The organism is Rhizobium sp. SVR5-2C, assembly GCF_056755115.1.
In genome coordinates this window covers 12,973-38,993 of sequence record NZ_JBNDHT010000056.1, presented here as the reverse complement: position 1 = coordinate 38,993, position 26,021 = coordinate 12,973, and the positions used below count along the sequence as shown (strand labels likewise).

Annotated in this window: 28 protein-coding genes; 11 read left to right on the top strand and 17 right to left on the bottom strand. The window is 60.5% G+C overall.

Translation table 11 applies throughout. The features are described 5' to 3' along the window. Positions 1 to 35: 35 nt before the first annotated feature. Both ACPYOI_RS17525 and ACPYOI_RS17520 read right to left on the bottom strand, forming a co-directional pair. The gene (locus ACPYOI_RS17525; protein WP_168828577.1) at positions 36 to 227 is read right to left on the bottom strand and encodes a hypothetical protein; all 192 of its coding nucleotides are present in this window, start codon (positions 225 to 227) and stop codon (positions 36 to 38) included. A 19-nt stretch (positions 228 to 246) separates the two neighbouring features. Further along, positions 247 to 1,107, bottom strand: coding sequence for a S49 family peptidase (locus tag ACPYOI_RS17520; RefSeq protein ID WP_481415747.1), 861 nt, complete (start codon positions 1,105 to 1,107; stop codon positions 247 to 249). Between the two features lie 168 nt (positions 1,108 to 1,275). Here ACPYOI_RS17520 and ACPYOI_RS17515 point away from each other — a divergent pair, with 168 nt between their 5' ends. Further along, positions 1,276 to 2,616, top strand: a complete 1,341-nt coding sequence (locus ACPYOI_RS17515) for an Nramp family divalent metal transporter (protein ID WP_168828575.1) — start codon at positions 1,276 to 1,278, stop codon at positions 2,614 to 2,616. Here ACPYOI_RS17515 and ACPYOI_RS17510 read toward each other — a convergent pair. Further along, positions 2,585 to 3,385 carry a tRNA1(Val) (adenine(37)-N6)-methyltransferase gene (locus ACPYOI_RS17510; protein ID WP_481415746.1) on the bottom strand — a complete coding sequence of 267 codons (801 nt, stop codon included), beginning with the start codon at positions 3,383 to 3,385 and terminating at the stop codon, positions 2,585 to 2,587. The two genes, ACPYOI_RS17515 and ACPYOI_RS17510, sit on opposite strands and share 32 nt — an antisense overlap. A 7-nt stretch (positions 3,386 to 3,392) precedes the next feature. Further along, a complete protein-coding gene (locus tag ACPYOI_RS17505; RefSeq protein WP_481415745.1) occupies positions 3,393 to 3,620 on the bottom strand; it encodes a putative signal transducing protein in 228 nt (75 codons plus the stop codon). A gap of 108 nt (positions 3,621 to 3,728) precedes the next feature. Here ACPYOI_RS17505 and ACPYOI_RS17500 point away from each other — a divergent pair, with 108 nt between their 5' ends. The 4 genes from ACPYOI_RS17500 (at position 3,729) to moaB (ending at position 8,155) form a co-directional block, all read left to right on the top strand. Further along, complete coding sequence (locus tag ACPYOI_RS17500) at positions 3,729 to 4,745, top strand: polyprenyl synthetase family protein (RefSeq protein ID WP_481415744.1); 1,017 nt, start codon at positions 3,729 to 3,731, stop codon at positions 4,743 to 4,745. A 132-nt stretch (positions 4,746 to 4,877) separates the two neighbouring features. Beyond that, the gene (locus tag ACPYOI_RS17495; protein ID WP_168828571.1) at positions 4,878 to 6,710 is read left to right on the top strand and encodes a tetratricopeptide repeat protein; all 1,833 of its coding nucleotides are present in this window, start codon (positions 4,878 to 4,880) and stop codon (positions 6,708 to 6,710) included. A gap of 6 nt (positions 6,711 to 6,716) precedes the next feature. After that, positions 6,717 to 7,601, top strand: a complete 885-nt coding sequence (locus ACPYOI_RS17490; RefSeq protein WP_481415743.1) for a 4-(cytidine 5'-diphospho)-2-C-methyl-D-erythritol kinase — start codon at positions 6,717 to 6,719, stop codon at positions 7,599 to 7,601. Positions 7,602 to 7,603: 2 nt separating this feature from the next. Beyond that, complete coding sequence (moaB, locus tag ACPYOI_RS17485; RefSeq protein WP_481415742.1) at positions 7,604 to 8,155, top strand: molybdenum cofactor biosynthesis protein B; 552 nt, start codon at positions 7,604 to 7,606, stop codon at positions 8,153 to 8,155. Positions 8,156 to 8,202: 47 nt separating this feature from the next. Here the strand turns inward: moaB and ACPYOI_RS17480 are convergent, their stop codons facing one another. Both ACPYOI_RS17480 and ACPYOI_RS17475 read right to left on the bottom strand, forming a co-directional pair. Further along, entirely contained in the window at positions 8,203 to 8,505 is a 303-nt protein-coding gene (locus ACPYOI_RS17480; protein ID WP_481415769.1) for a hypothetical protein, read from the bottom strand. 180 nt (positions 8,506 to 8,685) lie between these two features. Beyond that, positions 8,686 to 9,204: a glycosyl transferase gene (locus ACPYOI_RS17475; RefSeq protein WP_481415741.1), complete on the bottom strand. Its 519-nt coding sequence runs from the start codon at positions 9,202 to 9,204 to the stop codon at positions 8,686 to 8,688. Positions 9,205 to 9,343: 139 nt separating this feature from the next. On the opposite strand from ACPYOI_RS17475, the gene ACPYOI_RS17470 reads away from it, so the two are divergent. Both ACPYOI_RS17470 and ACPYOI_RS17465 read left to right on the top strand, forming a co-directional pair. Next, positions 9,344 to 10,501 (top strand): PA0069 family radical SAM protein, encoded by a 1,158-nt coding sequence (locus tag ACPYOI_RS17470; protein ID WP_481415740.1) that lies wholly within the window; start codon positions 9,344 to 9,346, stop codon positions 10,499 to 10,501. A gap of 246 nt (positions 10,502 to 10,747) precedes the next feature. Then, positions 10,748 to 11,434: a ribonuclease HII gene (locus tag ACPYOI_RS17465; protein ID WP_481415739.1), complete on the top strand. Its 687-nt coding sequence runs from the start codon at positions 10,748 to 10,750 to the stop codon at positions 11,432 to 11,434. Positions 11,435 to 11,484: 50 nt separating this feature from the next. Here the strand turns inward: ACPYOI_RS17465 and ACPYOI_RS17460 are convergent, their stop codons facing one another. The 11 genes from ACPYOI_RS17460 to ACPYOI_RS17410 all read right to left on the bottom strand — a co-directional run bounded on the left by ACPYOI_RS17460 (position 11,485) and on the right by ACPYOI_RS17410 (position 22,496). Then, positions 11,485 to 11,967 carry a F0F1 ATP synthase subunit B gene (locus ACPYOI_RS17460; protein WP_168828564.1) on the bottom strand — a complete coding sequence of 161 codons (483 nt, stop codon included), beginning with the start codon at positions 11,965 to 11,967 and terminating at the stop codon, positions 11,485 to 11,487. A 3-nt stretch (positions 11,968 to 11,970) separates the two neighbouring features. Then, entirely contained in the window at positions 11,971 to 12,612 is a 642-nt protein-coding gene (locus tag ACPYOI_RS17455; protein WP_481415737.1) for a F0F1 ATP synthase subunit B, read from the bottom strand. Between the two features lie 78 nt (positions 12,613 to 12,690). Further along, positions 12,691 to 12,918 (bottom strand): F0F1 ATP synthase subunit C, encoded by a 228-nt coding sequence (locus ACPYOI_RS17450; RefSeq protein ID WP_168828562.1) that lies wholly within the window; start codon positions 12,916 to 12,918, stop codon positions 12,691 to 12,693. 71 nt (positions 12,919 to 12,989) lie between these two features. Then, positions 12,990 to 13,742 carry a F0F1 ATP synthase subunit A gene (locus tag ACPYOI_RS17445; RefSeq protein WP_168828561.1) on the bottom strand — a complete coding sequence of 251 codons (753 nt, stop codon included), beginning with the start codon at positions 13,740 to 13,742 and terminating at the stop codon, positions 12,990 to 12,992. A 72-nt stretch (positions 13,743 to 13,814) separates the two neighbouring features. Next, on the bottom strand, positions 13,815 to 14,156 hold the full coding sequence (locus ACPYOI_RS17440) for an AtpZ/AtpI family protein (protein WP_168828560.1): 342 nt from the start codon (positions 14,154 to 14,156) through the stop codon (positions 13,815 to 13,817). Positions 14,157 to 14,426: 270 nt separating this feature from the next. Continuing rightward, a complete protein-coding gene (locus ACPYOI_RS17435; RefSeq protein WP_481423123.1) occupies positions 14,427 to 15,605 on the bottom strand; it encodes a cell wall hydrolase in 1,179 nt (392 codons plus the stop codon). 166 nt (positions 15,606 to 15,771) lie between these two features. Next, a complete protein-coding gene (locus ACPYOI_RS17430; protein WP_481423122.1) occupies positions 15,772 to 17,670 on the bottom strand; it encodes a potassium transporter Kup in 1,899 nt (632 codons plus the stop codon). A gap of 18 nt (positions 17,671 to 17,688) precedes the next feature. After that, a complete protein-coding gene (locus ACPYOI_RS17425; RefSeq protein WP_481423121.1) occupies positions 17,689 to 18,666 on the bottom strand; it encodes a magnesium transporter CorA family protein in 978 nt (325 codons plus the stop codon). A gap of 413 nt (positions 18,667 to 19,079) precedes the next feature. Beyond that, entirely contained in the window at positions 19,080 to 20,219 is a 1,140-nt protein-coding gene (gene apbC / locus ACPYOI_RS17420) for an iron-sulfur cluster carrier protein ApbC (RefSeq protein ID WP_481423120.1), read from the bottom strand. 520 nt (positions 20,220 to 20,739) lie between these two features. Next, positions 20,740 to 21,474, bottom strand: a complete 735-nt coding sequence (locus ACPYOI_RS17415) for a helix-turn-helix transcriptional regulator (RefSeq protein WP_168828555.1) — start codon at positions 21,472 to 21,474, stop codon at positions 20,740 to 20,742. 227 nt (positions 21,475 to 21,701) lie between these two features. Then, positions 21,702 to 22,496, bottom strand: coding sequence for an IclR family transcriptional regulator (locus tag ACPYOI_RS17410; RefSeq protein WP_481415733.1), 795 nt, complete (start codon positions 22,494 to 22,496; stop codon positions 21,702 to 21,704). Between the two features lie 98 nt (positions 22,497 to 22,594). Here ACPYOI_RS17410 and ACPYOI_RS17405 point away from each other — a divergent pair, with 98 nt between their 5' ends. The 4 genes from ACPYOI_RS17405 to ACPYOI_RS17390 are packed head-to-tail and all read left to right on the top strand — an operon-like array spanning position 22,595 to position 25,815. Further along, positions 22,595 to 23,365, top strand: a complete 771-nt coding sequence (locus ACPYOI_RS17405; protein WP_481415732.1) for an SDR family NAD(P)-dependent oxidoreductase — start codon at positions 22,595 to 22,597, stop codon at positions 23,363 to 23,365. Further along, positions 23,365 to 24,282 (top strand): 2-dehydro-3-deoxygalactonokinase, encoded by a 918-nt coding sequence (locus ACPYOI_RS17400; protein WP_481415731.1) that lies wholly within the window; start codon positions 23,365 to 23,367, stop codon positions 24,280 to 24,282. Before ACPYOI_RS17405 ends, ACPYOI_RS17400 begins: the two co-directional genes overlap by 1 nt. 10 nt (positions 24,283 to 24,292) lie before the next feature. Then, a complete protein-coding gene (locus ACPYOI_RS17395) occupies positions 24,293 to 24,925 on the top strand; it encodes a 2-dehydro-3-deoxy-6-phosphogalactonate aldolase (RefSeq protein ID WP_481415730.1) in 633 nt (210 codons plus the stop codon). A gap of 2 nt (positions 24,926 to 24,927) precedes the next feature. Beyond that, positions 24,928 to 25,815, top strand: a complete 888-nt coding sequence (locus ACPYOI_RS17390) for an SMP-30/gluconolactonase/LRE family protein (protein ID WP_481415729.1) — start codon at positions 24,928 to 24,930, stop codon at positions 25,813 to 25,815. The last annotated feature ends 206 nt before the right edge of the window (positions 25,816 to 26,021 follow it).

Here is a 26,021-nt window from a genome sequence, read left to right as displayed (position 1 = left end):
AATGTATATCATGAGGGAAGGCAGACGTAAATCTTCTACTCATCATCCCGCTTGACACGGTACTCGCCGGTCGCCGGGTCCTTGACAAGCGTGCCAACCGCGCCGGTCTGGCGCTCCTTCTCGGCACGGCGGGATTTTTCCTGCAGGCGCTTGGCATCGGAGACGAAGCGGCGGTAGAGCCACCACGCCGCACCGACCAGGATTATGATTGTTATAAGCTGCGCCATCTCCCCTCTTCTTCTCCTCTCAAAGCCCGTAGCGGCTCCACATTGCCTTTTCTTCCGCCGCTTCGACAAGGCCTGCCGCGAGACTTGATGCAGCACTTTCCAGCGAGACAGGCGAGACACCCGGTATCCTCCGCCCGAAGAGGCTGCGAGCGGCGGTGACGAGCTGCAGTCTGGCCTTCTGGCCGTACCGCTTTTTCAGCTCCTGGCGCATATCGCCCAGGCTGTCGACGAGGCCGAGTTCAAGCCCGCGCGTGCCGCTCCAGAAAAGGCCGGAGAAGACAGTCTCGTCATCGCTGAGCTTGCCGGCGCGGCGCTCGCGCACCATGGCGATGAATACCTGATGGATCTCGAGCTGAAGGCTCTTCAGATACTCGATGTCCTTTTCCTTCTCGGGCTGGAAGGGATCGAGAATAACCTTGTTCTCACCGGCCGTATAGACGCGGCGCTCGATGCCGATCTTTTTCAAGAGCTCGGGAAAGCCGAAGCCGCCGGAAACGACACCGATCGAGCCGACGATCGAGGTCGCGTCGGCGATGATCTCATCGCCGGCGAGCGCGATCATGTAGCCGCCCGACGCTGCTACATCCTCGACGAAGACAAGGACCTTCTTCTGCTTCTCGCGGGCAAGCTCGCGAATACGCGTAAAGATAAGCCGCGACTGGACCGGCGAACCACCCGGCGAATTGATGGCGATCGCAACAGCCGGCGCGTCCTTCACGGAAAAGGCTTTCTCCAGGACCGGCGCAACAGCAGCGAGGTTGAGCGTGGGGCGGAACTGGTTGCCGCCGCTCATGATGACGCCTTGAAGCCTGACAACCGGGATGACGATCCCTTCCTTGCGGAAACGCTTCGGTACCAGTCCTCTCAAAAATCCGCGCATCTCAAATCCTTCTTCGCTTTCAGCGTCGCAATCCATGTATGCAATGGAACGGTAAACGCAATGGCCGCGTTCCAGAAACTGCGACAGCCGGTTTTCTTGTTGCGAATGACTTGCATTATCATTCTAATCGGGCATAGTGCGGGCAATGATCGAACAGGCGGATAACAAATGGATGCTTTAAACCGGAGTGCAAAAAGCGGCTGGCGGTACGATCGAGAGGAGGCTTCGCTTTCCGATGTCTACCGCACCGTCGGCACGGGTCGCCCGGGATCGAAACTCCGGCGGATCGCCGCCTTTGCGGGCCCCGGTTACATGGTCGCGGTCGGCTATATGGATCCGGGCAACTGGGCGACCTCTCTCGCTGGCGGCTCAAAGTTCGGCTATGCCCTGCTGACAGTCGCGCTGCTCTCCAACCTGATGGCGATCGTGCTGCAATCGCTCTGCGCCCGCCTTGCCATCGCCTCGGGCCGCGATTTGGCGCAGGCCTGCCGGGACGCCTATCCGAAATTTATTTCCGTGCCGCTCTGGGCGTTTGCGGAAATCGCCATCATCGCGACTGACATCGCCGAGGTGATCGGCACGGCCATTGGCCTCAACCTGATCTTCGGCGTTCCGCTGGAACTCGGCGTCTTGATCACGGCACTCGACGTCTTTCTCATTCTCTATCTGCAAAGGCTCGGCTTCCGCTGGATCGAAGCCTTCATCATCACGCTTCTCGGCGTCATTGCGCTATGTTTCGGCGTGCAGATCTTCCTGGCCGATCCTGAGTGGGGCGCTGTCGTGAGGGGCTTCTTCCCGACGACCGAGATCGTCAGCAATCCGGAAATGCTCTATCTGGCGCTCGGCATTCTCGGCGCGACCGTCATGCCGCACAATCTCTATCTGCATTCAGGCATCGTGCAGACGCGCGCCTACGGCCACACCCTGCCGGAAAAGCGGGAAGCGCTCACCTATGCGACGATCGACTCCACCTTCGCGCTGTGCTTTGCGCTGCTGATCAATGCCTCGATCCTGATCCTGGCGGCCGCCGCGTTCAACGCCAGCGGCCGGACGGATATCGTCGAGCTCGGCGAGGCGCATTCGCTGCTGTCGCCGCTGCTCGGCCTCGCGATCGCACCGACGCTTTTCGGTATCGCGCTGCTCTGCTGCGGCCTGAATTCGACCGTGACAGCGACGCTTGCGGGCCAGATCGTCATGGAAGGTTTTCTGAGGATCAAGCTCCAGCCATGGGTGCGCCGTCTGATCACCCGCGCGATCGCCATCGTTCCGGCCGCCTTCGTGACGATCTGGTACGGCAACGAGGGGACTGCGCATCTCCTGATCCTGACGCAGGTCGTGCTCAGCCTGCAGCTTTCCTTTGCGGTTTTCCCGCTGGTGATGTTCACCGCCAGCAAGGCGAAGATGGGCGCGCTCGTGGCGCCGCGCTGGCTGAGCGGCATCGCCTATGCGATTGCCGTCATCATCGCCGGGCTGAACATCAAGCTGCTGTTCGATTTCGTGACCGGCTGAGCCTTGGATAGGCCGCACGGCCATTATTCAGATCGTCCACGAAGGGGGAGAATTTATGCGTACCCTCTTCGTGCATGATGAATGGCGCGCGCAGCGAAAGCCGCGCGCGCGATCCTTTGATCGCCGTCACCAGAATGCGTACGGCATTCTCGCCCTCGCGCGGGTGAATGGCGGTAATTTCGATACCGCCGAAACGTCTGCCGCAGGCTGCGATGACCTCCGCGATCGATTCGGGGCGGGCGATGAGTGACAGCTGCCCGCCGGGCACCATGATCGCGCCCGCCGTGCGTATCCAGCTTTCGAAAAGACCGTCAGTCATCGCATGCGCTTCGGCTTTCAGGGCATCCGGCGTCCGGCGGTCACCGGCATCGTTGAACGGCGGATTCATGATGACGTGGTGAAAAATCTCGTCGGTCAGGCCCGCTTCGTTTCGTGCCTTTGCCGTCAAGGTCACATCCGCCTCGACGACCGAGACCCGGTCTGTCATATGGGCATTCTCCGGCAAGGCAATACTCCGCCGCGCATAGTCGGCCATTTCCTCCGAACGCTCGAAAAGCACGACCTCGGCCTTCGGCAGCCGGGAGGCGACGGCAAGCCCGGCCGCACCCGCGCCGGCGCCGAGATCCGCGACTTTGATCGCGCGGTCATCGCAGACCAGCGCGGCCAGCAGCATGGCATCCATCCCGGAGCGATGCCCCCTGCCCCTCGGCTGGACGACGTGAAAGCCGCCGCGGTGGAAGGCATCGATCGTGTCGAAAACCCCGGTCATAGCCGCATCATTTCACGATGCGCAATTCGTCAGCCAGGCCGGCATCGGTCAGGATACGGCGGGCCCGATCGGCATCGTCGTCATCAACAAGCAACCGCCGCGGCAGCATGCCGAGGGAGCCTTCGAGGATGCTCATGCCCTGATCGGCCACGAAACAGTGAATTCCCGCATCCTTTAGAAGGCTTTGCGCATACGAGAGCAAGACGGGGTCATTGGCACGGATAAGTTCATGCATTTACGATCAAATCCCTTTCAATTCTGTGCTGCGCGACATTTCACCTCTTGCCGCTTCAATCGCCCCTTTCTATTGTCAATCGTAACGAGTGAACAGGAGTCCGGGTCGTTGGGCGTGGTCATACCGCTTGAAGAAAGCAAAAACAAACTGGCATCCGTCAAGCCGTTGGTCGATCTGACCAAGGCCGATATGGAGCGGGTCAACCAGCTTATCCTTTCGAAGGCCGGGTCCGATGTCCAGATGATACCGGAAGTGGCGAACCACCTGATCTCCTCCGGTGGCAAGCGCTTGCGCCCCATGCTCACGCTCGCCTCGGCCTGTCTCTTTGGGTACAAGGGCGAAAACCACATCAAGCTCGCGACATCAGTCGAATTCATGCATACGGCGACGCTGCTGCATGACGATGTCGTTGATGAGAGCGACCTTCGCCGCGGGAAATCGACGGCGCGCATGATCTGGGGCAACCAGGCAAGCGTCCTCGTCGGCGACTTCTTGCTCGGCCAGGCCTTCCGAATGATGGTCGATGTCGGTTCGCTCGATGCGCTTGACGTTCTCTCGTCGGCCGCTTGCGTCATTGCCGAAGGCGAGGTGTTGCAGCTTTCCGTCGCCAAGAACATGGAGACGACGGAAGACGACTATCTTTCGGTCATCCGGGCCAAGACCGCGGCACTCTTTGCCGCTGCCGCCGAAGTTGGCCCGATCGTGGCAGACGCCGGCAAATCCGGCCGCAATGCGCTGAAATCCTATGGCATGAACCTCGGGCTCGCCTTCCAGCTTGTCGACGACGCGCTGGATTACGGCGGCAAGGCAGTCGACCTCGGCAAGAATGTCGGCGACGACTTCCGCGAGGGCAAGATCACGCTTCCGGTCATCCTCGCCTACCGCCGTGGCACGCAGGACGAGCGCGCTTTCTGGCGTGACGCGATCGAAGGCGGCAACGGCACGGATGCCAATCTCGAAAAGGCGCTCGGCCTCATCACCAAATACGGTACGCTGAACGACACGATCGCCCGGGCGGTTCACTACGGCACGATCGCGCGGGACGCGCTTGCGCCTCTTCCCGATACGGCGTGGAAAGCCGCGCTATTGGAAGTTATCGACTTCTGCATCGAGCGGGTCAACTAAATCAAACATCTTTGATCGCGGCTGAATTTCTTGCAGGACCGCTTCAAAAAAGCCATCCTATTGTGAGTCAGTCTTCTCAACTGATTTCGCAGCCGGTCGGAACAATCGGCTGCCTTGAAGAAAGGTTTTGTAATGCGGCAGAGATTTGCCATCCGTCTTTTTTCGAGCGCGGCACTTGCAGCGGTCCTTTCGCTCGGAGCGCTTGGTGGCGTCAATGCCGAAGAGGCTGCCAAGACGGACGCTGCCAGCAACACGGTGGTCTTCGACCCGGACACGGTCGGCACCTTCTCGGGCGCCTTCCTCGCCGCCCGCACGGCCGATGTCGATCACGACTACAAGACGGCCATAGAGCTTTACAAGAAGGCCTTGCAGATCGAACCGGGTAATCCGGAAATCCGTCAGCGCCTGATGATTTCGCTGCTGTTGAGCGGCGACATCCAGGAAGGCGTGAAATATGCCAACGACCTGAAGAAGGATCCCACCGTCGAGCGTATCACCACCGTCGTCCGCGCCACGGACGCGATGCGCCGCGGCGACTACAAGAACGCCGAAGCGATCCTGAAATATAACGGTCCGAACGACCTCGACCGGATGATGAACGACCTGCTGCTCGCCTGGGCGCGCGTCGGCGCCGGCCGCAACAAGGAAGCGCTGTCGATGGTCGAGAAGATGAAGGGCCCGGAATGGTTCAGCATCTTCCAGAACTACCATGCAGGTGCGATCGCCATCGTGACGGGCAATGTGTCGGCAGCGCGCAGGCACTTGAACGATGCAGTGCTGGACAAGGAAGGCGGTGCGACGGCGCCCGACACCTTCATGCGTGCGGTCATGGCGCTGGCCCGCCTGGAAGCCTCGCAGGGCAACAAGCAGAAGGCGCTCGATGCGATCTCCGTCGGAGACAACATGCTGCCGAACTATGCGCCGCTGAATGCGCTGCGCCAGAGCATCGAAAAGGGCGAGAAGCCGGAGCAGCAGGTACGCAATGGCCCCCAGGGCGCGGCTGCCGTTCTCTTCTCCATCGGCGCCGCGCTGAACCGCGACGGGGCCGAAGATATCGTTTCACTCTATCTGCAGACTGCCAATGCGCTCGATCCGAACAGCGCCGACACGCTGGTGCTTCTCGGCGGCATCGCTGAAAAGCAGGAACAGACGGACCGTGCCATCGAGTTCTACAAGCGCGTGCCGGAAACTTCTCCGATGCGGCGCATCTCCGAGCTGCAGCTCGGCCTTGCGCTGGCGCAGGGCGGCAAGACCGACGAGGCACGCAAGCATCTGAAGGCGCTGATCGATTCCGATCCGAAGGACATCCGCTCCTATCTTGCCTATGGCAGCGTGCTCTCCGACGCCAAGGACTATCAGGCGATGGCCGACAATTACGACAAGGCTGTGGAAATGATCGGCCCGCTGCCGGGCCGATCCGACTGGACGGTCTTCTTCCAGCGGGGCATCGCCTATGAGCGGCTGAAGAAGTGGGATCAGGCGGAGCCGAACTTCCGCAAGGCACTCGAACTCAACCCGGATCAGCCCCAGGTTCTGAACTATCTCGGTTACTCCTGGATCGACATGAACCGGAACCTCGACGAAGGCTTGACGATGATCAAGAAGGCCGTCGAACTCAGGCCTGACGACGGCTATATCATCGACTCGCTCGGCTGGGCGTATTATCGCCTGAACCGCTTCGACGACGCCGTTGGCGAGCTGGAAAAGGCTGCCGAAATCAAGGCCGGTGATGCGACGATCAACGACCATCTTGGTGACGCCTACTGGCATGTCGGGCGCAAGCTGGAGGCCGTCTATCAGTGGAATCGGGCGCTGAGCTCCCAGCCGGAAGAAGCCGACATCCCGAGGATCAAGGATAAGATCGCCCACGGCCTGACGGTGGAGACTGATGACACCAAGGCTGTCGACAAGAAGCAGCCGGATCCGGCGCCTGTTTCGCCGCCGGTTGCCGACAAGAAGTCCTGATGCGCCATGCCTGACGCGGGCATGAGCGGCGGTTTCGCCGTCACCGAAGATGCTCTCGCAAAAATCAATCTGGCCCTGCACGTGACGGGCCAGAGGCCGGACGGCTATCACCTCCTCGATATGCTGGTGACCTTTGCACGTCATGGCGACAGACTGGCTTTCGCACCCTCCCCGGCCGATGAATTGACGATCAGCGGGCGGTTCGCGCCCGCGCTCGGCATCGACCCAGGCGGCAATCTCGTGCTCAAGGCGCGCGACATGTTGCGGCAAGCGGCACTTGCGCAGGGCGACCATGCGCCACCGGTTCATATCCATCTTGAAAAGAACCTGCCGATCGCCTCCGGCATCGGCGGCGGTTCAGCGGATGCCGCGGCGGCACTGCGTGGTCTCCTGCGGCTGTGGAGCATCCGTCTGCCTGGCGACATTTTGTCGGCGATTGCTGTCAAACTCGGGGCCGATGTTCCCATGTGCCTGACGAGCCGGCCGCTGATTGCGCGCGGGATCGGCGAAAAGATCGAGGCCGTTGCTCTGCCGCCTTTTGCAATCGTGCTCGCCAATCCGCTGAAGGCGGTCTCGACGCCGGAGATTTTCCGACTGCTCACGGAGAAACACAACCCGCCGCTCGATCTTCGAACCGGCGACTGGCTGGCGACGATCGAGGCGAACCGGAACGATCTGGAGCCGCCGGTGCGCAAACTTGTCCCAGAGATCGAACAGGTCTCGACCTTGTTGAAGCAAGCAGGCGCGAAATTTGTCCGCATGTCCGGATCCGGCGCGACGTGCTTCGGCATCTTCGGCTCGATCGAAGCAGCCGAAGCTGCTGCGGCGAAGCTTCACAGCGAACGGCCGGACTGGTATTTCCAGGCAACGGAAACGCTTTCTGGAGACTGATGATGGCGGGTATCGACGAACAGCGGCCTTTCATCCCCGTCGGCATCGCGGTGCTGACCGTTTCGGACACGCGCACGCTGGCGAACGACAAGTCCGGCGACACGCTTGCCGCGCGGATCACCGAGGCCGGTCACAAGCTGATGGATCGCGCCATCGTGCCCGACGACAAGGCGGCCATCGCAGCCCAGGTCAACGCCTGGACGGAAACCGACGGCATCGACGTCGTCATCACCACCGGCGGTACCGGCTTTACCGGCCGGGACGTCACGCCAGAGGCGCTGGAGCCGCTTTTTGAAAAGCGCATGGATGGCTTTTCGGAAGTCTTCCACCGCATTTCCTATGACAAGATCGGCACATCGACGATCCAGTCCCGAGCAACGGCGGGTGTCGCCAAGTCGACCTTCATCTTCGTGCTTCCCGGCTCGCCGGGCGCCTGCAAGGATGCGTGGGACGGCATTTTGAAGGCTCAGCTCGACTACCGCCACATGCCCTGCAATTTCGTGGAGATCATGCCGCGGCTCGACGAGCACCTGAGGCGCGGGACGGCGAAGTAGAACGGCAGGGTTGTTGCCGCAGCGCCAAGGGTAACGGCCTGCGATGGCTATGTGTGCACGCTGGGTAGAGAGGGCATCGTTTGCCACTGCTCGCCCGACAACAAGAAGCAGCTGATGCCGTGATCGTCCGTGATGATCAGCGTCCAGGTGCCGCTCTCAGCAGCATAAACCTCAAGGACTGCGTTGTGGTTGATTTTGCCGACCGCCGTGAGCTTTTCGGAAAAGTTCCTATCCAGGAAATCGATGACCTCGGATCGGCCCGCGCAGGTACGCATCGTCTGCGCCGTTGCCGAATGCGGATGTGCGACCACCAATATTGTCGCGATGACGCCCAGCAGGCCGTGGAACATAGTGCGTAGCACGACGCACCTCCTTTCGCCGGAAACCCGGCAGAAGAGGAGACTTCCGCTGACCTGTTCTGCCGTCCGCCGGCATTCCATGGTCGACCGCCGCGCGGCTAACGCGTCGGCGGCACCATGGAAGAATTATAGCGCAAAATCGTATTGAGCGCCATGTTTGTGCGCCAGCTACTATCGCGCAGCGCGGGCAACCCAGGACGGAATCAGTTCGCTCGAAAGCTGGCGCAGCTTCTGCCCTTTGGCGAATTCCGAAAGATGCATTCCGCTTCTTGCGGTGGCGATCGCCTGCTTTTTCGGCAGGAGGAGCCCGAGTTCCAGCGGCGGTCGCGAACGGCCGACGCGCTCGAAGAACGGGCGCTTATAACCCCGAGAGGCGGTGAAGCGCGCCGGCCCCTTGTTGAGCGAGACATACTCGGCGATCTCGTCTATCCAGCCGGCTTGCGGTCTCGCACCAGGCTCCACGAAAAGCAACCATTCGCCGCGCGCCGCGCGCAATATATCCGTGATATCCCACTGCGAATGAAACCGGCACCCCGCTGCATCCGCCACCCCGGACGTGCCGTCGCGCGAGCCGTGATCAAGTACGACCACGTCGCTTACAAGCCCTTCGACCGCGCCGGCGACCAGCGCCGACAATGTCTGCGCCAGCTCGGGCTCCTGATCCTGGCACTCAAGAACAACCGTCAACATTGCCTATCTATAATGCGGTGCACAAATATTTGCCAGCACCACTTTTCCTCATTTTGTTCTTGCAATGTTCTCCTTTTGCCGATAGGAATTTAATCATCGAAAACGGAAGAAGGCAACGTCTTCGCCGCAGGAGAATCCGATGAACGAACAGTCCCTTGCAGGCCAGGCCGCGTTTGCGCCTGCCAATACGGCAGATATTGCCGAGGCGATGATTGCCTCGTCGGGCCTCCGTGTCGAGGTGGATCGACGCCGCGGCCGCGGGGCCGGATTGAATCCGAGCGGACGTTTCGAGCCGCTGCGCCGCGAGGCTTTCGATGATGGCTGGCAGACTCTTGAAGAGCTGCCGCCCTTCGAGACGGAAGTGCAGATCGAAAAGCCACGCACGGCGATTACACGTAACGAATCGCCGGATGTCCCGTTCGACCGCTCGATCAATCCCTACCGCGGCTGCGAGCATGGCTGCATCTATTGTTTCGCCCGGCCGACCCACGCCTATATGGGGCTTTCGGCAGGTCTCGATTTCGAAGCAAAGCTTTTTGCCAAGCCGGATGCGGCCAAGCTTCTGGAACGTGAGCTTGCCAAGCCGGGCTACAAGCCACGCGTGATCGCGATCGGAACCAATACCGATCCCTATCAGCCGATCGAGAAGGAATGGCGCATCATGCGCCAGATCCTCGAAGTGCTGAACAAGGCGAACCACCCGGTCTCGATCGTCACCAAGTCAGCGCTGATCCTGCGCGACATCGACATCCTGCAGGAGATGGCAGCGAAGGGTTTGGTGCGCGCCTCGCTCTCCGTGACGACGCTCGACCGGAAGCTTGCCCGCACAATGGAGCCGCGCGCTTCGACGCCCGGGCGGCGCCTGGAGGCGATCCGGGCCTTGACGGAGGCGGGTGTTCCGACTTCGGTGATGGCCGCACCGGTGATCCCGGCGCTGAACGATCACGAGCTGGAACGTATCCTCGACGCGGCGAAGGCCGCCGGCGCGCTGGAAGCAGGCTACGTGATCCTGCGCCTGCCGCTGGAGGTCGCTCCGCTTTTTCGCGACTGGCTCTTGCAGAATTATCCGGACCGCTACCGGCATGTGATGTCGCTGGTCCGCTCGATGCGCGGCGGCAAGGACTACGACGCCGAGTTCGGCAAGCGCATGAAAGGCGCCGGACCCTACGCCTGGCAGATCGCCCGCCGCTTCGAGATGGCGACGAAGAGGCTTGGTATGACGAGGCGCAGCATGCCGCTTCGCGACGATCTCTTCGTGCCGCCCGATGGCAGTGGCGTGCAACTGTCGCTCCTCTGAGAGGATACGGCATCGGATACGCGGCGCATGCGCTCGCGTGACGTGCGAAGCTGAGCGGCAAACAAGCCGTTTGAATTGGCAGCCGGGCAAGGCTGCAGGCAGTTAACAGTTACCCAGCAGGAGGCCGCCGCCCTCGGCCCCTGCCGCCGCGGCGGGTCCCCTGCCCTCCCGCGGCCCAAGCCCCCCGGTACGCCGCCCTGATCCGGGGGCTTGCAGGAAATCGGGTTGGCGTGCGAGATTCAGTCCATGAAAGCTCGCACGTCACCCGATTCTCCTCTGCTTTTCGAAGAGGTGCCGCTCGTTCCCGACTTCAAGTTGGAACTGAAGGCACGCAGGGCCGGCCACTGGCCGGTCGCAGGCGCCGACGAAGCAGGGCGCGGCCCCCTTGCCGGGCCGGTCGTTGCCGCCGCCGTCATTCTCAATCCGAAGCGCATCCCCGAAGGGCTGAATGATTCCAAGCAGCTTTCGGCGCAAAGGCGCGAAGAGCTCTTCGTACAGATCCTGGCAACGGCGACTGTTTCGATCGCATCGTCCAGTGCCACGCGGATAGACCTCACGGACATCCGCAAGGCAAGCCTCGATGCGATGCGCCGGGCGATCTGCGGCCTCGCGATCCAGGCGAACTATGTCCTCACTGATGGGCTCGACGTCCCTCCCGGATTGGAATGCCCCGGGCAAGCAGTCGTCAAGGGCGATGCGCGCTCGGTTTCGATCGCCGCGGCTTCTATCGTCGCCAAGGTGACGCGCGACCGGATGATGGCACGTGCGGACGCCGTCTTCCCGGCCTATGGCTTTGCCGCGCATGTGGGCTATGGAACGGCGCAGCATCGGGCCGGCATCGAGCGGCATGGTCCCTGTTCGCTGCACCGCATGAGCTTCCGTCCGCTCCGCAGAGACGGCATCGTGATCGACGAGGAGTTGATCCTCGAATAGAAAAGGCCGGGCAAAACCCGGCCTGTTCGATTTCAATCCGCGCTGATTTCTTAGTTGAGGCGTGTCTTCACCGCGCCGACGGCACCTTTGAAGAGATCGGACTGAACCGTATCGGCTTTCTTGGCAAGAACCGTTTCAGCCGCGGTGATCGCCAGGTCGACGGCGGCCGAACGGACGGCCTTCATCGCATCGGCTTCAGCCTGCTTGATCTTCTGCTCGGAAATCGCGTTGCGGTTGGCGACGAACTCTTCCGTCTTCTTCCTTGCCTCGGCGGTCAACATTTCGGCTTCGCGCTGGGCTGCGGCGAGAATATGTTCCGCCTCCGCTTCCGCCTCCTTGCGCTTGCGCTGGTATTCGGCCAGCAGATGCTGAGCCTCCTCGCGCAGACGCTTGGCTTCGGCCAGCTCATTGCGGATCCGGTCGGCACGGTCGTCGAGCGACTTTGCCATGATGCCGGGAACCTTCAGATAGACCATCAATGCCAGGAATATCACCAGGCCGACAAAGGCGAAGAAAGTTGCGTCAAAAGCCATCGATCAAGCCTCCTTCTTGGCGGCTGCGACCGCAGCGGCAACTTCCGGCTTGGCGGCAGTACCGCCGATCAGTTGCTCGACAACGGCAGCCGCCGTTTCCTCAGCGATTGCGCCGACATCTGCAAATGCCTTCGCCTTGATCTCGGCGATGCGGGCCTCGGCAGCCCTCAGCTTCTCGGAGAGGCTGGCTTCGACGGCGCGACGCTCCGCCTCCGCCTTGAGCTTGGCTTCGTCGCGAGCGGCGGCCGCGATCGAACCCGCCTTGGCACGGGCTGCAGCCAGCTCGGCTTCATAAGCCGCCACGTCTGCGTCGGCTTCCGCCTTCAGGCGGGTTGCCTCGTCGAGATCCTGCGAGATGCGGTCGTGGCGCTGTTCGAGGATCTTGCCAATGCGCGGCCCGATGACCTTTTGCATGAGCACGAAGAAGACGGCGAACGTGATTGCCAGCCACAAGAGCTGGGAAGCGTAAGTCGACGAATCGAAAGGCGGAAAAGCACCGCCGCCGTGCTCGCCGGCGGGAACGCCGGTTTCGGTATGGACCTCGCCGGCAGCCGGAGCGGCATGCGAGTCCGTAGCGGGCGCTGCGCCAGGTTCTGCCGATCCCGCCGGAGCTTCCTGAGCAAAGGCCGGGGTCACAAAAAACATGCTCACCTCCAGGTGTACTGCAAATACAAAGGATCACGGCTTGCAGGTCGCAGGCCGTGATCCTTCAATCCACCGAAATCAAACGGCGAAGAGCAGAAGGAGTGCAACGAGCAGCGAGAAGATGCCCAGAGCTTCCGTAACGGCAAAGCCGAAAACCAGACGGCCGAACTGGCTGTCAGCGGCAGACGGGTTGCGAAGCGCGCCGGAGAGGTAGCTGCCGAAGATGTTGCCGAGGCCGAGAGCCGTACCGGCCATACCAAGGCAAGCCAGGCCTGCACCGATGAACTTTGCTGCTTCCGCGTCCATGTTGAACTCCTTTGAAAATGGTTGTTGCGGCGAAATGACTGACGCCCTTTTGACGTCAATGTCGGTATTCCTTAGTGGCCACCCGGATGAATCGCGTCATTGAGGTACATGCAAGTCAGCACCGCAAAGACATAAGCCTGGAGGAAGGCAACGAGGAACTCGAGAGCGGTCAGGGCGACCGTCATGATGAGGGGAAGAACGGCACCGCCAACGCCGAGCGCACCAAGGGCTCCAAGCGAGGCGACGAAGCCTGCGAACACCTTCAGGGTGATGTGACCGGCAAGCATGTTGGCGAAAAGACGAACAGAGAGCGAAATCGGCCGGGACAGGAACGAAATTATTTCGATCGACACCACCAGCGGCAAGAGAATGCCCGGGACGCCCGACGGAACGAAGACATTCAGGAAGCGGAACCCGTGCTTGTAGAAGCCGTAGACGAGAACCGTGCCGATAACGAGCAGCGCCAGGGCGAAGGTCACGATGATCTGGCTCGTCACCGTGAAGAAATACGGGAACATGCCGAGCAGGTTTGCCGTCAGCACGAACATGAAGAGCGAGAAGACCAGCGGGAAGAATTGCATTCCCTTGGTGCCCGCCCCTTCCTTCAACATCGCGGCAATGAACTCATAGGACATTTCCGCAAGCGACTGGGTGCGGCCAGGAATGATCGCACGATTGGATGTCGCGAAATAAAGGAAGGCTGCGGCAACGGTGGCGGACACCGCCATGAACAACGATGCGTTGGTGAACGAAAAATCAATCCCGCCGATTTCGATCGGTACAATCTTGTAGATCTGGAACTGATGGATCGGATCGTTAGCCACCGCTTGTTCTCTCTTCTTTAGCCCGCAAACGCGGGACCACTGCACTGGACAACGCGCTCGTGCGCCCCTGCCCTATTTCTTGCCGTTTTCAACTCCAGGCGCCGGTTTCGCAACCTTGCCCGCAGCACGAAGAACGTTCAAAACGCCGGCACAGAATCCAAGAAGCAGAAGAACAATCAACCCCCAAGGCGCAGTGCCGACAAAACGGTCCAGAAGATAGCCAAGAACAGCACCCACAACGACTGCGGAAATGAACTCGCTCGAAAGCTTCATCGCCTGAGCATAGCCTTCGCGGCTCGCTTCGGCGCGGGCTTCGTTCGCCTCGTCCTCTCCCGCCTCTATGCGCTTGGCTTTGAGCTTTGCTCCCAGCTGCGCGCGACGCTTTTCAAGACTCTCCTCGCGGTCATCCTCCATGGCTTCCTCCTCGCTCCCGCTGCCCGCGATCCCCGTTACCCCCGGTTTTCAGGACAACGGACGTAGGGTGTGAAACCTTTCGGTCCGTTCTGAAGTCGGGCGCAACATAGTTTTAGGGCAAAACATAGTCAAGGCGTAGAGAGCTTCTGTCCAGCCATTAAATTATCATTCCAAATCAAGAGGTTGATCGGGAATTCAGAACGCCTTGAAAATTCGAGGCTCAGAATCCGCTTTCGGAGCAGCGGATCAGGCGGAAAATCGGGCTTTCCGTCAGCTCCAGCCGCCGCCGTAGGTACGGTAAAAGACGTGCAGGCCGATGCGGCCGACCTTTTCCATGGTCTTTGCCCAGTTCGGCCGGACGTAGACCGCGTGGTAGTGTGTGGCGGAGCCGACCTGCGGGAGCCAGATCTTGCCGGCAGTCACAGCCATGGCAACCTCACGGGCGACACGCCAGTGGTACTGGGAGTTCACGCGATCCCTGATGTTGTCGCAGGCAAAGGAGAACTGGCAGCGATTGCGCCAGTCTTCGTTCTGGTAGACGACGCCGCAGATGGTTTTCGGATAGGCCGGATTACGCACGCGGTTGAGGATGACCTGCGCAACAGCGGCCTGCCCCTTCACCGATTCGCCGCGGGCTTCGAAATAGATGCCGGATGCCAAACACTGCTGTTCGCCCGCGGAAAACACGCTGGCCGGCAGAATGCTCGCCGCCCACGCGTGATCTTTCGCCCCGATCTGCGGAACGAAGCGGCCATCGTTTGCGGAATCAGTGAGAATCGAATCGAAGGGCGATTGGCGGGCGTAGTCCGGCGCCGCCGGGGCATAGGCCGTCGCCAGCACATCGGCCTTGTCGTTGTTAACCAGGCCGGCCAGCAGCGCCGGAACTCCGGGGGCCGGCTTGACCGGCTGTTTCCGGTAGAAGTTCGTGGCGATTTCGATTTCCTTGCCCTTGATCTTCGGCTTAACGAAGGCGGACTTGTCCTTGAGATCGAAGCTCGGTTGGAACAGCAACTGCGTACGGTGGAGAATGGAGCCGGCGGAAAAATCCTTCGGCGGCTGCATCTTCTCGACGGCGACAATGCGGCCCTTCTTGGTTTCTCGGTTCACGCGGTCTTCGTCCGGCGTGTCCTCGTGGCCCTTGCCTTCCGCGACAAAGGCGACCTTGCGGCCATCCGGAAGCACCATCCCTGCCCCGGCAGCAATCGATCCCGTCACAAGCGGATCCGTAAAAGCGAGTTCGGCCTGATGGAGCGAGCCCGCCGGTGAATTGGTCATGACCATGCGCCAGTTGTCACGGCTCTCATCAAGCCCGGCAAGCATGGCTGCGAGATCGGCGTGGGAAGCCATGCTTGGGAATGCGAGCCACCCGCAAAAGCCGAAGACGGCGGGTGAAATCCAGCTTTGAGGGAGGGAACGCAGCTTGCTGCGGACAACAGGATTTCGACGCAACGCCAGACTCCGACACGGGACGCTAAACACTCCCTCGAAAATCCTCCATTAACCTTGATGCTTGGTTAATGCGGATGCGCCGAAATTCATCCATAAGCACTTTTGATAGCCGAACACAAAGAACCCGGCGCGACGGCCGGGTCCTTGAAAGCGCTGTTTGGGTGCGTCAGATGATGACGTGTGAGCCGAGCTCGACCACGCGGTTTGCCGGCAGACGGAAGTAATCGGAAGGGTTCGCCGCCGCATTGGCGAGCGCGATATAGAGCCGATCCTGCCAATAGGGCATTCCCGACTTCGCATCGGGAACCAGCTTGCGCCGGCCGAGATAGAAAGACGTGGACATGATGTCGAACTTCAAGCCGGTCTTTCTGAGTGTCGCGAGCGCCTGGGAGACGTTCTGCGTTTCCATGAAGCCGAAGAGCAACTCGACCCGGGTGAAACGCTCGGAGACTTGCTCGACCTTGTAACGGTCAGCACTTGCAACACGTGGCTTGTTGACGGTGCGGATCGTCAGGATGACGTTCCTGTCATGCAGGACATGGTTGTGCTTCAGATTGTGCAGCAGGGCAGCCGGCGCTGATTCCGGATCGCTGGTGAGGAAAATCGCGGTGCCTGGCACATGGGCAGGCGAGTGATCGCTCTTGCGCTCGATGGAGCTGACGAAGGAAGCCAGCGGAATGTCCGTATGCCGGGTCTTTTCCATGAGAAGCGCAGTGCCGCGCCGCCAAGTCCACATGATGATGATGAAGGCGCTGGCGATCAGGATCGGAATGTAGCCGCCGTCGTGGATCTTCAGCAGGTTGGCGCCGAGGAAGATCAGTTCCAGCGCAAGCAGCGGCAGGAGGACGATCGCAGTCACCGGGAGCGACCAGTTCCAGCGTGTCCGGACGAATTCGAAGGCCATGATGGAGGTGACCACCATCGCGCCCGTGACCGAGATGCCATAGGCTATTGCAAGCGCATCCGAGGTCTTGAACGTGAGGACGAGGAACAAGACACCGATGAAGAGCACGGTGTTGACCGCCGGCAGGAAGATCTGACCGGTATGGGTTTCCGAGGTGAAGAGGATTTCCATGCGTGGCAGGAAGCCAAGGTTGATCGCCTGCCGCACGAGCGAGAAGGCGCCGGTGATGACCGCCTGGCTGGCGATGATGGTCGCCGCCGTCGCCAGGATGACGGCGAAGGGAAGCGCCCATTTCGGGAACATGAGATAGAAGGGGTCCGACATCGTCTGCGGGTCGCCGAGTACCAGCGCGCCCTGGCCGAGATAATTCAAGGCGAGGGCCGGGTAAACCAGCACGAACCATGCCCATTGGATCGGACGGCGGCCGAAGTGGCCAAGATCCGCGTAAAGCGCCTCAGCGCCGGTAACCGTCAGGAAGACGGCACCCAAAACGACGATTCCGTAAAATCCTTCCTTGAACAGGAAACTGACGGCATAGTACGGATTGAAGGCTGCCAGTATCTCGAAGTCATCAGAGATGTGTGAGATGCCGACAATCGCCATGACAAGGAACCAGACCACGGTGATCGGCCCGAAGAAGCGGGCCACGGCAGTAGTACCGTGCGATTGGACGACGAACAGCAAGACGAGGATGCCCGCCGAGATCGGCATGATGTAAGACGAGAGGTCCGGCGCGACCAGCTTGACACCTTCCACGGCGGACAGAACCGAAAGCGCCGGTGTAATCATGGCATCGCCCAGGAACAGGGCCGCGCCTGCGACACCAAGCAGAAGCAGTACTGCGGTGTGGCCGTTTGCCGTCTTCATCAAAAGAGCAAGGAGGGAAAGCGTACCGCCCTCGCCTTCGTTGTCGGCGCGCAACAACAGCAGCACGTATTTGAGCGTGACGATGATCGTCAAAGCCCAAAGCATCAGCGAGATAAGGCTGATGACCTCGAAACGGGTGAGACCGTCGTGAGCGACCGGCTTCAGCGCTTCGCGGAATGCGTAAAGCGGGCTGGTGCCGATGTCCCCATAGACGACGCCCACAGAGCCCAGCGCAAGATAGAAGAGCTTGCGCGGCGTCATGTTGCGATCCTGCGAATGGCTTTCGTCAAGCATTGGATGACTACAAGCTCCTCAGAGCCAGCCTTTCCATCGGAAGAAGAAAAACGGAACGATAGCGGAGATCGCCATCAGGCCCAGCGAGACTGGATAACCCGCGATCCAATGAAGCTCCGGCATGAATTCGAAATTCATACCATAGATGGAGGCAACAAGCGTCGGCGGCAAGAACACCACGGATGCGATCGAGAAGATCTTGATGATCGAGTTCTGCTCGATGTTGATGAGGCCGAGCGAGGCATCCAGCAGGAAGGTGATGTTTCCGGCGATATAGGACGCATGCTCGGTCAGCGACTGGATATCGCGAGTGACGGTGCGCGCCAGTTCCTTCGTCGCCTGATCCTTCTGAACGGCGGGAACGGTATAGAAGAAGGTCATGAGGCGTGCGAGCGACGCAAGGCTGTCGCGCACCTTGCTGACTAGGCGTTGATGGCCGGCAATGTCGCGGAGCTTCAGCTCGAGATAGTTCGAGGGCTTGCGGACCTTCTTGGCGCGGTCCCCGAAGACGTGCGTCGAAAGAATGTCGATACGAGCAACGGCCAGCTCGAGAATTTCCGCCGTGCGGTCGGTAATCGTCTCAAGCAGCTTGCCAAGAAGAGCAGCGCCGTTTCGCCACTGTTCCGGCACCCGATGAAGAGCGGCGATGAAGAGCGCGAAGGATTTGGGATGGGCGTACCGGATGGTGATCAGCCGGTTGCCGGCAAGGATGAAAGCGACATCGGTCAGTGTCGGTACGTCAGTCTCGGTTTTCCAAAGCAGCGAAGCCGTCATGAAGACCGCACCATCGTCCGTGTAGAGACGCGCGGAAGGCTCGATATCCTTCATGTCGTCGCGGGTCGGAACCTCGATGCCGACGACCTTTTCGACATAGAGCTCTTCCTCTCGGGTCGGTTCGACCATATCGATCCACACCGCGTCCTCCGGAAACTCCGCAAGCTGCGAAAGGTCACGGATTTCGACCGAATTGCAATTCGAACGATAGGCGGTAATCACCGGGCGTTGCTCCAGCCGCCGGCTTGCCTTGCAGTGCCTGTGTTGTTCATCGAGATCCCTTTCACTGGCGCGGCAGCCGCCGAGGCGCCGCGCGAGCTATGAGTCTCCGATCCTAACGACCACGGAAAAAAAAGGTTCATACAACTCCAGCTGCATCCGGTCATAGCCCGGATATGCATTCTGCTCAACCGCACCGCAGTCACCAATCCCGACCGGCAAGACAACTGCGAAGATCCAGGCTAGCCGAGGCCTAAAGGCAAGCACGGCCATCCTCGGGCATCCGCAGAAGCTGCCATCATGGCAACGGCGGGCCATATGACGGAAAGCTGTGAAATAATCAAGGCGTGTTGCGAAAAGTCGGCGGTTCGGTCGCATTTCCTTCATAATTTGGAGGATAGCGCCCGCCGAAGCAGCTACTCGAAAACGATGGCCGGCGCCTGCCGTTGTGGCTGGCCGCCGAGCTGCGCCCAGACCTTTGAAGCGATCTCACGATAGATACCTGCAACGACGCCGTTCGGCTCCGTTGCAACGAGCGGCGTACCGGCGTCAGAGGTTTCGCGGATATTAACCGTCAGCGGAACCTCGCCAAGGAAGGGTATGCCGATGCGCTCGGCTTCCTTGCGGGCACCGCCATGGCCGAAGATATCGTAGCGGGCGCCGGTATCGGGCGCGATGAAATAGCTCATATTCTCGACGATGCCGAGAACCGGGACCTCCACCTTGCGGAACATGTTAAGGCCCTTGCGGGCGTCAATGAGCGCGAGGTCCTGCGGCGTCGAGACGATGACGGCGCCGGCGAGCGGCACCTGCTGCGCCATCGTGAGCTGCGCATCGCCGGTGCCGGGGGGCATGTCGACGACGAGCACGTCCAGTTCGCCCCAGGCGACTTCGCGCAGCATCTGCAGCAGCGCCGATTGCACCATCGGGCCGCGCCAGATCATCGCCGTTTCCTCGTCGACGAGGAAGCCCATCGACATGACCTTGAGGCCGTAATTTTCCATCGGATTGATGATGCGGCCATCGATCTGCGTCGGACGGCCGGAAATCTTGAGAAGGCGCGGCATCGAGGGGCCGTAGATATCGGCGTCAAGAATGCCGACGCGAAGGCCGTTGGCCGATAGGCCGAGGGCGAGATTGACGGCAGTCGTCGATTTGCCGACGCCGCCCTTGCCGGAGGCGACCGCGATGATGGCGTTGATGCCGGGAACACCGAGCTTGCCGGCCCGCGGCGGCTGTTGCTGCTGAGCGTGGGAATGGCCGTGCGGAGCGCCCGCAGCGGGGCGGGCGGCGGGCGCGGATGCCTTCTTGTCGGCGGTCAGCGTTACAAGCGCACCCTTTACGCCAGGCAGCTCCCTGGTGACGCGTTCGGCGGCGAGACGCAAAGGTTCGAGCTCGTTGGCGCGCTCGGCAGGAACGGTGATCGAGAAGTAGACTTTGCTGTCGGAAATGAAGACGTCTGAAACCATGCCCAGCTCGACAATATTATTTTCGAGATCGGGACCGCGTACGGTCTTCAGCGTTTCGAGAATCTGTTCCTTGGTGACCTCGGTCATTCCCACCCTCATCATCGTCCTTGAAGAAAGGTAGATAGTGGAGGGCCGCGACTTCGCCAAATGAAATCGGCGTTTGAAGCAGCGGAAATGCTCAATCTAAATCCGTTGCGGCCATCTGGTCCGCCGGGCTTTCGCCCTGATGACCGCAACGGTTTCTCCGATAACCCGGCGCTGAGGGCCGACTAAAACAACATCCGGAAATAGCCAAAGGAAAGATGACCCACACCTTGCGCCTAGAGCCACATCTCAGGTGAGCCGTTACAAAAAGGCAACAACCGCCGCCGGCTGCGGATGAAGGAGATGCATCAACGCTGCCGACGACGAATTGCCGATGGCGCCGTTCTTTTTTGGCGCTCTTCAAAGTCCCCTCTGGACCTCTGCCAGTAGTTATGCAGAAAGTGTGCCAACTGCTCAGAGGCCAGAGTTGTCCTTCTAGAGGGGTTTCCCGTCGCGATCGCGCCAGAGGGGTGCCGAAGTTTTGTGCGCCGCGCCACGCCGCTGCATGCGCTTTAGGCTGGGGCTACTTGATGATGCCAATGCGCAGCGCCTTGGCGACGGCTTGGGTGCGGTTGACCGTATCAAGCTTCTTCGTGGCGCGATTCAGGTAATGATTGACCGTATGTTCCGAGAGGTGGAGGATCTCGGCGATTTCCGCGCTCGTCTTTCCCGCCGCCGTCCAATTCAAGCAGTCGACTTCGCGATCCGTCAGCGTGTCCCTCATGCGCGTATCCAGGCTGCGGATCTCCGCGAGCCTGTCGAACACATGGATCGAGATATAGGAAAGATCGCGCATCTCTTCCGGCGTGAAGTGCTCCCGATCACCGGAGAAGGAGATAGCGCCGCGCACGCCGGATGGCTCCTGCGTCGGAAAATATGCGGCGCGCGTCATCTTGAACCGCTCGAAAAGCGCCGCGACCAGCACCGCCTTGCCGTCCTCCCTGGATCCAGTGGGCTTCGTGGTGTCATAGAAAAAAGGAACAGACGACGTCCGCAAGCGACGCAGGATCGGGCTGTTCGCCAGCAAACTCTCCTGATCATAGACAGTAAGCAGTTCGGCGGGCCAGTTGGTGATGACCGTCGTGCCTTGAAGCTCGAGTGAGGTGACCGGCGGGAGATTGAGCACCATGAATGCACGGCTTCGATATGCTTCCGTCACACGCTTCATGATCCGGAAGATATCGAACTGGGTTTTCAGCCCCACGATCTCCTGAATAAATCCATCTACACCGGTGGATGCTGGCGACAATGGTGTCATTTACTTTTTCATCTTCTCAAGGGCGCTATGGCGTCTCAGACCGTTTGTGCCTGCAAGCCTGGGGGCGCCCACATTAAATTATGAAAACCGGTCGAAATACAATGGCCGACATAACTATAGGTTTTAACAGGCTCTAATTGTCGTGATTCGCGAAGGAATCTCAACATATAGCTTATAACCCATTACTATCACGATAATATTTACATATACGCATCCATGGGATGCATTTATCCGCGCGGACCAAGGCGGATTCGGATGGCGTCCATTATCGATTGCGCTGCCTGCTTTACGGGCGTTGTCCATTCTTCGAGGCGCTCAAGCGTCAGCCGGTAGGCCGGGCCGGTAATCGAGACACCGCCTGTGAAGCTTCCGTCCACCGTCCAGACCGCCGCCGCGACACAGCGAATGCCGAGTTCGTGTTCCTCGCGATCGAAGGCGGCGCCGGTTTGGCGGATCGTCTTTAGTTCTTGCAGCAACGCATCGGCTGAAGGGAGTGTGTGCGGCGTGAAGCGGTTGAAGGAGAGGTTGCGTGCAAGCGGCTCCACCGCATCGTCAGGCAACACCGAAAGAGCGGCCTTGCCGACGCCGGTGCAATAAACGGGCGACGCATTGCCGATCTGCGAGTACATGCGGACAGATTGCCTACCCTCGATCTTGTCGAGATAGATGATCGAGGTTCCGCGCAGGACGCCGAGATGAACGGTCTCGCCGCTCATCTGCTGCAGGTCCTTGAGATATGGTTCGGCGATCAGCCGGAACTCATTCCTCGCCCAGCTCCTTGACGCAAGATCGAGAAGCCGCAACCCCGGCACGTAGCGGCCGTCGGCATCGAATTCCAGAAGCCCTTCTTCGACAAGATGGACGAGCTGGCGATGCAGCGTGCCGCGCGGCTGGCTGGAAAGTGCAAGAATATCTGTAAAGCGCATGGGACCATCGGAGTGCGTCACGAGTTCGAGCAGCGCCATCGCCTTGCCCAATGTACCCGTTTCGCTTTCCCCAGAAGCGCCTTTTCCCCGAGCCATCTATCGCCTACCCTGGCCTTGACATGATCGGCAGGCTAATTGAATAATTCCACATAGTCAAATTGTGTTCCAAATAATGGAACAGCGGGAGGCAAACCGTGACGGCCATAGTTGCGCAGTTTCCGGAATTCAAAGATCGCACCGTACTCGTCACAGGTGGCGGCTCCGGCATCGGTGTTGCGATCGTGGAAGGCTTTGCCCGGCAGGGTGCGAAGGTCTCTTTCATCGACATCGCCGAGAAGGAAAGCCGCGAGCTTGCAATGCGGCTCTCCCGCGATACGGAGCACCCGGTGCATTTCTTCAAGGCCGATCTTCGCGATATCGGCGCGATCCGGCAGGCGGTCGATGCAGTGGTCGCCCAGTCGGGGCCGATTACCGTTCTCATCAATAATGCTGCCTGGGACGACCGGCATGATTTCGACGCGGTGACCGAGGAATACTGGGACAACAACCAGGCGACCAACCTTCGCCATGTCTTCTTCACCGCACAGGCGGTAGCACCGTCCATGCGTGCGGCTGGCGGTGGCGCGATCATCAACATGTCGTCCATCGCCTTTCTGTTGAACATGCCGGACTTTCCGTCCTACACCGCGGCAAAGGCCGCCGTCATAGGGCTCACGAAGAGCATGGCGGGGAAGCTTGGACCGGACAATATCCGCGTCAACTGTATCCTGCCGGGCATGATCGTGACCGAGCGGCAGATGGAGCTCTGGCTGACCGAAGAGAGCATCGCGCAAACCATCAAGCGGCAATGCCTCAAGAAGGTCCTGCATGCCGACGCGATCGTCGGCCCTTGTCTGTTTCTTGCATCCGACTGCGCGGCCGCTGTGACTGCGCAGTCCATGATTGTCGATGGAGGCATTTTCTGATGGCGAATCCCGCTTATGTCGCGGTGGATTGGGGTACGAGCAGTTTCCGGCTCTGGCTGATCGGCGCAGACGGTAACATTCTTGGCGAGCGCCGCAGCGGCGAAGGCATGACGACGGCGGCCAAGACCGGCTTTGCCGATGTTCTCAACGCGCATCTTGCAGCACTCTCGGTGCCGGAGAACGTACCGGTCATCGCCTGCGGCATGGTCGGTGCCAAGCAGGGCTGGGTCGAAGCGGGCTATATCGATGTTCCGGCTTCACTTTCCTCGATCCTCACTGGTGCGGTTTCCGTTCCGGGCCAAAGCCGGGATGTGCGTATCCTCCCGGGTCTTGCACAACGCGACAAGGCAGCGCCGGACGTGATCCGCGGCGAGGAGACACAGTTGCTCGGCGCTCTCGGCCCCGGCAGCAAGGGCATGCAGGCCGTCTGCGTGCCCGGAACTCATTCGAAATGGGTTCACGTCCAGGACGGGGATGTGATCGGGTTTTCGACCTTCATGACCGGCGAACTCTTCGACGCGATCAGCAAGCATACGATCCTGTCGCATGCCGTTGCAGGCGCCGATGATGCTCCCGCCGACAATTCCGCATTCAAAGCGGCGGTCTCGACGGCGTACCGTCAGCCCGCGATGGCGACGAACCTTTTCTTCACCGCCCGTTCCGGCCAGCTTCTTCACGGACTGACCGCAGCCGGTGCCCAAGCAAAGATCTCCGGCACGCTGATCGGCCTGGAAATCGCCGGCGCGCTGTCCGATGCTCCGGCTGACACGCCTGTGACGCTCGTCGCCTCGGGCCGGCTGCAGAGCCTTTATGAAACGGCGTTCAAGTCCCTGTCCTTAAAATATACTAGCATTGATGCAGACACAGCCGTGCGCCGCGGGCTCTCGGCCGCTGCCGAAGCCATCTGGCCGAACTGAGGAAATTTCCATGAACCGCATCCCCTTCCCCTCCATGAAGCGCCCGCTCATTGCCATTCTGCGCGGCATCAAGCCGGAAGAAACCCAGGCTGTCGTCGGCGCGCTGATCGAAAACGGCCTGACCGCGATCGAAATCCCGCTGAATTCGCCCGAGGCCTTCAAGTCCATCGAGATCGCCGCCAAAATGGCGCCGCCGGAATGCCTGATCGGCGCGGGGACCGTGCTGACCGTCGAAGCAGTCGACAGCCTTGAAAGCGCCGGCGGGAAGCTGCTCGTCACTCCGAATGTCGAGCCCGACGTCATCATCCGCGCGCGCGGCTATGGGATGGTCACGATGCCCGGCGTCTTTACGCCGACCGAGGCTCTCGCCGCCGCCCGCGCCGGGGCGACCGGCCTGAAGTTCTTTCCGGCCAGCGTACTCGGACCCTCGGGGATCACCGCCATCCGCGCCATTCTGCCGCCGGATCTGGTGATCGCGGCAGTCGGCGGCGTTTCCGACAAGAATTTCGGCGATTACACGAAGGCAGGCATCCTCGCCTTCGGCCTGGGCACCAGCATCTACAAGCCGGGAATGACGGCCGCGGAGGTTGCCGAGCGCGCCAAGGCCACCATTTACGCCTATGACGCAGCCGTAGGAGCGTAGGCATGACGGAAATGTATGAATTTCAGGGCAAAGTTCTTTGCAACACCAATTCGGTACTTGGTGAAGGCCCAACCTACGACCCCGGCACTGATACCGTCTGGTGGTTCAATATCCTCGGCAAAGAACTGCACGAACTGAACCTCGGCACCGGGGAGAAGAAGATGCATTCCCTGCCGATGATGGCGAGCGTGATGGCGCGCATCGATGCCAACCGCCAGCTCCTGGCGACCGAGGAAGGACTTTTCGTCCGCGACACGAACAGCGGCAACCTGACCTTCTATGCAGCGCTCGAAAACGACAAACCGGAGAACCGCTCGAACGACGGCCGCACGCACCCCTCCGGCGCGCTGTGGATCGGCACGATGAGCAAGCGCGCGGAGAACCAGGCAGGCGCGATCTATCACGTCGCCGGCGGCAAGGTGACCAAGATCTTCAGCGGCATCAGTATCCCGAATTCGATCTGCTTTTCACCGGACGGTGCGATCGGCTACTACACCGATACGCGCATCAGCCGTCTCATGCGCGTCATGGTCGATCCGCAGACGGGACTTCCGGCAGGCGAGCCGATCGTCATGGTGGACAGCATGGAGGATCCAGGCGGTCTCGACGGCTCTGTCTGTGATGCGGACGGCTATATCTGGAACGCGCGCTGGGGAGCGGGCGTGGTCGACCGGTACAGTCCCGACGGCTTGCGTATCGCCCGTTACACGGTGCCTGCCGCACAGCCGTCCTGCCCCGCCTTCATCGGTGTCAATGCGGATCGCTTGGCGGTAACGACCGCCTGGGAAGGGCTCGACGAGTCTGCACGGTCGTCGCAGCCGCAGGCTGGCGCGCTGTTGGAGCTCGGAGTGACGGTGAAGGGTGTTTTCGACCCGATCTACGTGCTCTGACACGCCCGGAAGAGCACGCGCCGTGGCTACGTTGCATCGGCCAAAATCACACGCATGTCGCTAAAAGTTCCACCTAAATGGTGAAATTTTTCCGCATTTATCAGCGGAACCAATAGCCTACCCAGTCATTGTCCTTTCGAACCGGCACGGAAAACGCCAACGGGCGGCCGCGCTTAAGACCACTCGAAGGAACAAAAGGTAGGTTC

What these genes read in the sequence shown, in the direction of transcription:
- ACPYOI_RS17525 (WP_168828577.1), bottom strand. Translation starts at nt 227, where the DNA reads ATGGCGCAGCTTATAACAATCATAATCCTGGTCGGTGCGGCGTGGTGG.
- ACPYOI_RS17520 (WP_481415747.1), bottom strand. Translation starts at nt 1,107, where the DNA reads ATGCGCGGATTTTTGAGAGGACTGGTACCGAAGCGTTTCCGCAAGGAA.
- ACPYOI_RS17515 (WP_168828575.1), top strand. Translation starts at nt 1,276, where the DNA reads ATGGATGCTTTAAACCGGAGTGCAAAAAGCGGCTGGCGGTACGATCGA.
- ACPYOI_RS17510 (WP_481415746.1), bottom strand. Translation starts at nt 3,385, where the DNA reads ATGACCGGGGTTTTCGACACGATCGATGCCTTCCACCGCGGCGGCTTT.
- ACPYOI_RS17505 (WP_481415745.1), bottom strand. Translation starts at nt 3,620, where the DNA reads ATGCATGAACTTATCCGTGCCAATGACCCCGTCTTGCTCTCGTATGCG.
- ACPYOI_RS17495 (WP_168828571.1), top strand. Translation starts at nt 4,878, where the DNA reads ATGCGGCAGAGATTTGCCATCCGTCTTTTTTCGAGCGCGGCACTTGCA.
- ACPYOI_RS17490 (WP_481415743.1), top strand. Translation starts at nt 6,717, where the DNA reads ATGCCTGACGCGGGCATGAGCGGCGGTTTCGCCGTCACCGAAGATGCT.
- moaB (WP_481415742.1), top strand. Translation starts at nt 7,604, where the DNA reads ATGGCGGGTATCGACGAACAGCGGCCTTTCATCCCCGTCGGCATCGCG.
- ACPYOI_RS17480 (WP_481415769.1), bottom strand. Translation starts at nt 8,505, where the DNA reads ATGTTCCACGGCCTGCTGGGCGTCATCGCGACAATATTGGTGGTCGCA.
- ACPYOI_RS17475 (WP_481415741.1), bottom strand. Translation starts at nt 9,204, where the DNA reads ATGTTGACGGTTGTTCTTGAGTGCCAGGATCAGGAGCCCGAGCTGGCG.
- ACPYOI_RS17470 (WP_481415740.1), top strand. Translation starts at nt 9,344, where the DNA reads ATGAACGAACAGTCCCTTGCAGGCCAGGCCGCGTTTGCGCCTGCCAAT.
- ACPYOI_RS17465 (WP_481415739.1), top strand. Translation starts at nt 10,748, where the DNA reads ATGAAAGCTCGCACGTCACCCGATTCTCCTCTGCTTTTCGAAGAGGTG.
- ACPYOI_RS17460 (WP_168828564.1), bottom strand. Translation starts at nt 11,967, where the DNA reads ATGGCTTTTGACGCAACTTTCTTCGCCTTTGTCGGCCTGGTGATATTC.
- ACPYOI_RS17455 (WP_481415737.1), bottom strand. Translation starts at nt 12,612, where the DNA reads ATGTTTTTTGTGACCCCGGCCTTTGCTCAGGAAGCTCCGGCGGGATCG.
- ACPYOI_RS17450 (WP_168828562.1), bottom strand. Translation starts at nt 12,918, where the DNA reads ATGGACGCGGAAGCAGCAAAGTTCATCGGTGCAGGCCTGGCTTGCCTT.
- ACPYOI_RS17440 (WP_168828560.1), bottom strand. Translation starts at nt 14,156, where the DNA reads ATGGAGGATGACCGCGAGGAGAGTCTTGAAAAGCGTCGCGCGCAGCTG.
- ACPYOI_RS17430 (WP_481423122.1), bottom strand. Translation starts at nt 17,670, where the DNA reads ATGCTTGACGAAAGCCATTCGCAGGATCGCAACATGACGCCGCGCAAG.
- apbC (WP_481423120.1), bottom strand. Translation starts at nt 20,219, where the DNA reads ATGACCGAGGTCACCAAGGAACAGATTCTCGAAACGCTGAAGACCGTA.
- ACPYOI_RS17415 (WP_168828555.1), bottom strand. Translation starts at nt 21,474, where the DNA reads ATGACACCATTGTCGCCAGCATCCACCGGTGTAGATGGATTTATTCAG.
- ACPYOI_RS17410 (WP_481415733.1), bottom strand. Translation starts at nt 22,496, where the DNA reads ATGGCTCGGGGAAAAGGCGCTTCTGGGGAAAGCGAAACGGGTACATTG.
- ACPYOI_RS17400 (WP_481415731.1), top strand. Translation starts at nt 23,365, where the DNA reads ATGGCGAATCCCGCTTATGTCGCGGTGGATTGGGGTACGAGCAGTTTC.
- ACPYOI_RS17395 (WP_481415730.1), top strand. Translation starts at nt 24,293, where the DNA reads ATGAACCGCATCCCCTTCCCCTCCATGAAGCGCCCGCTCATTGCCATT.
- ACPYOI_RS17390 (WP_481415729.1), top strand. Translation starts at nt 24,928, where the DNA reads ATGACGGAAATGTATGAATTTCAGGGCAAAGTTCTTTGCAACACCAAT.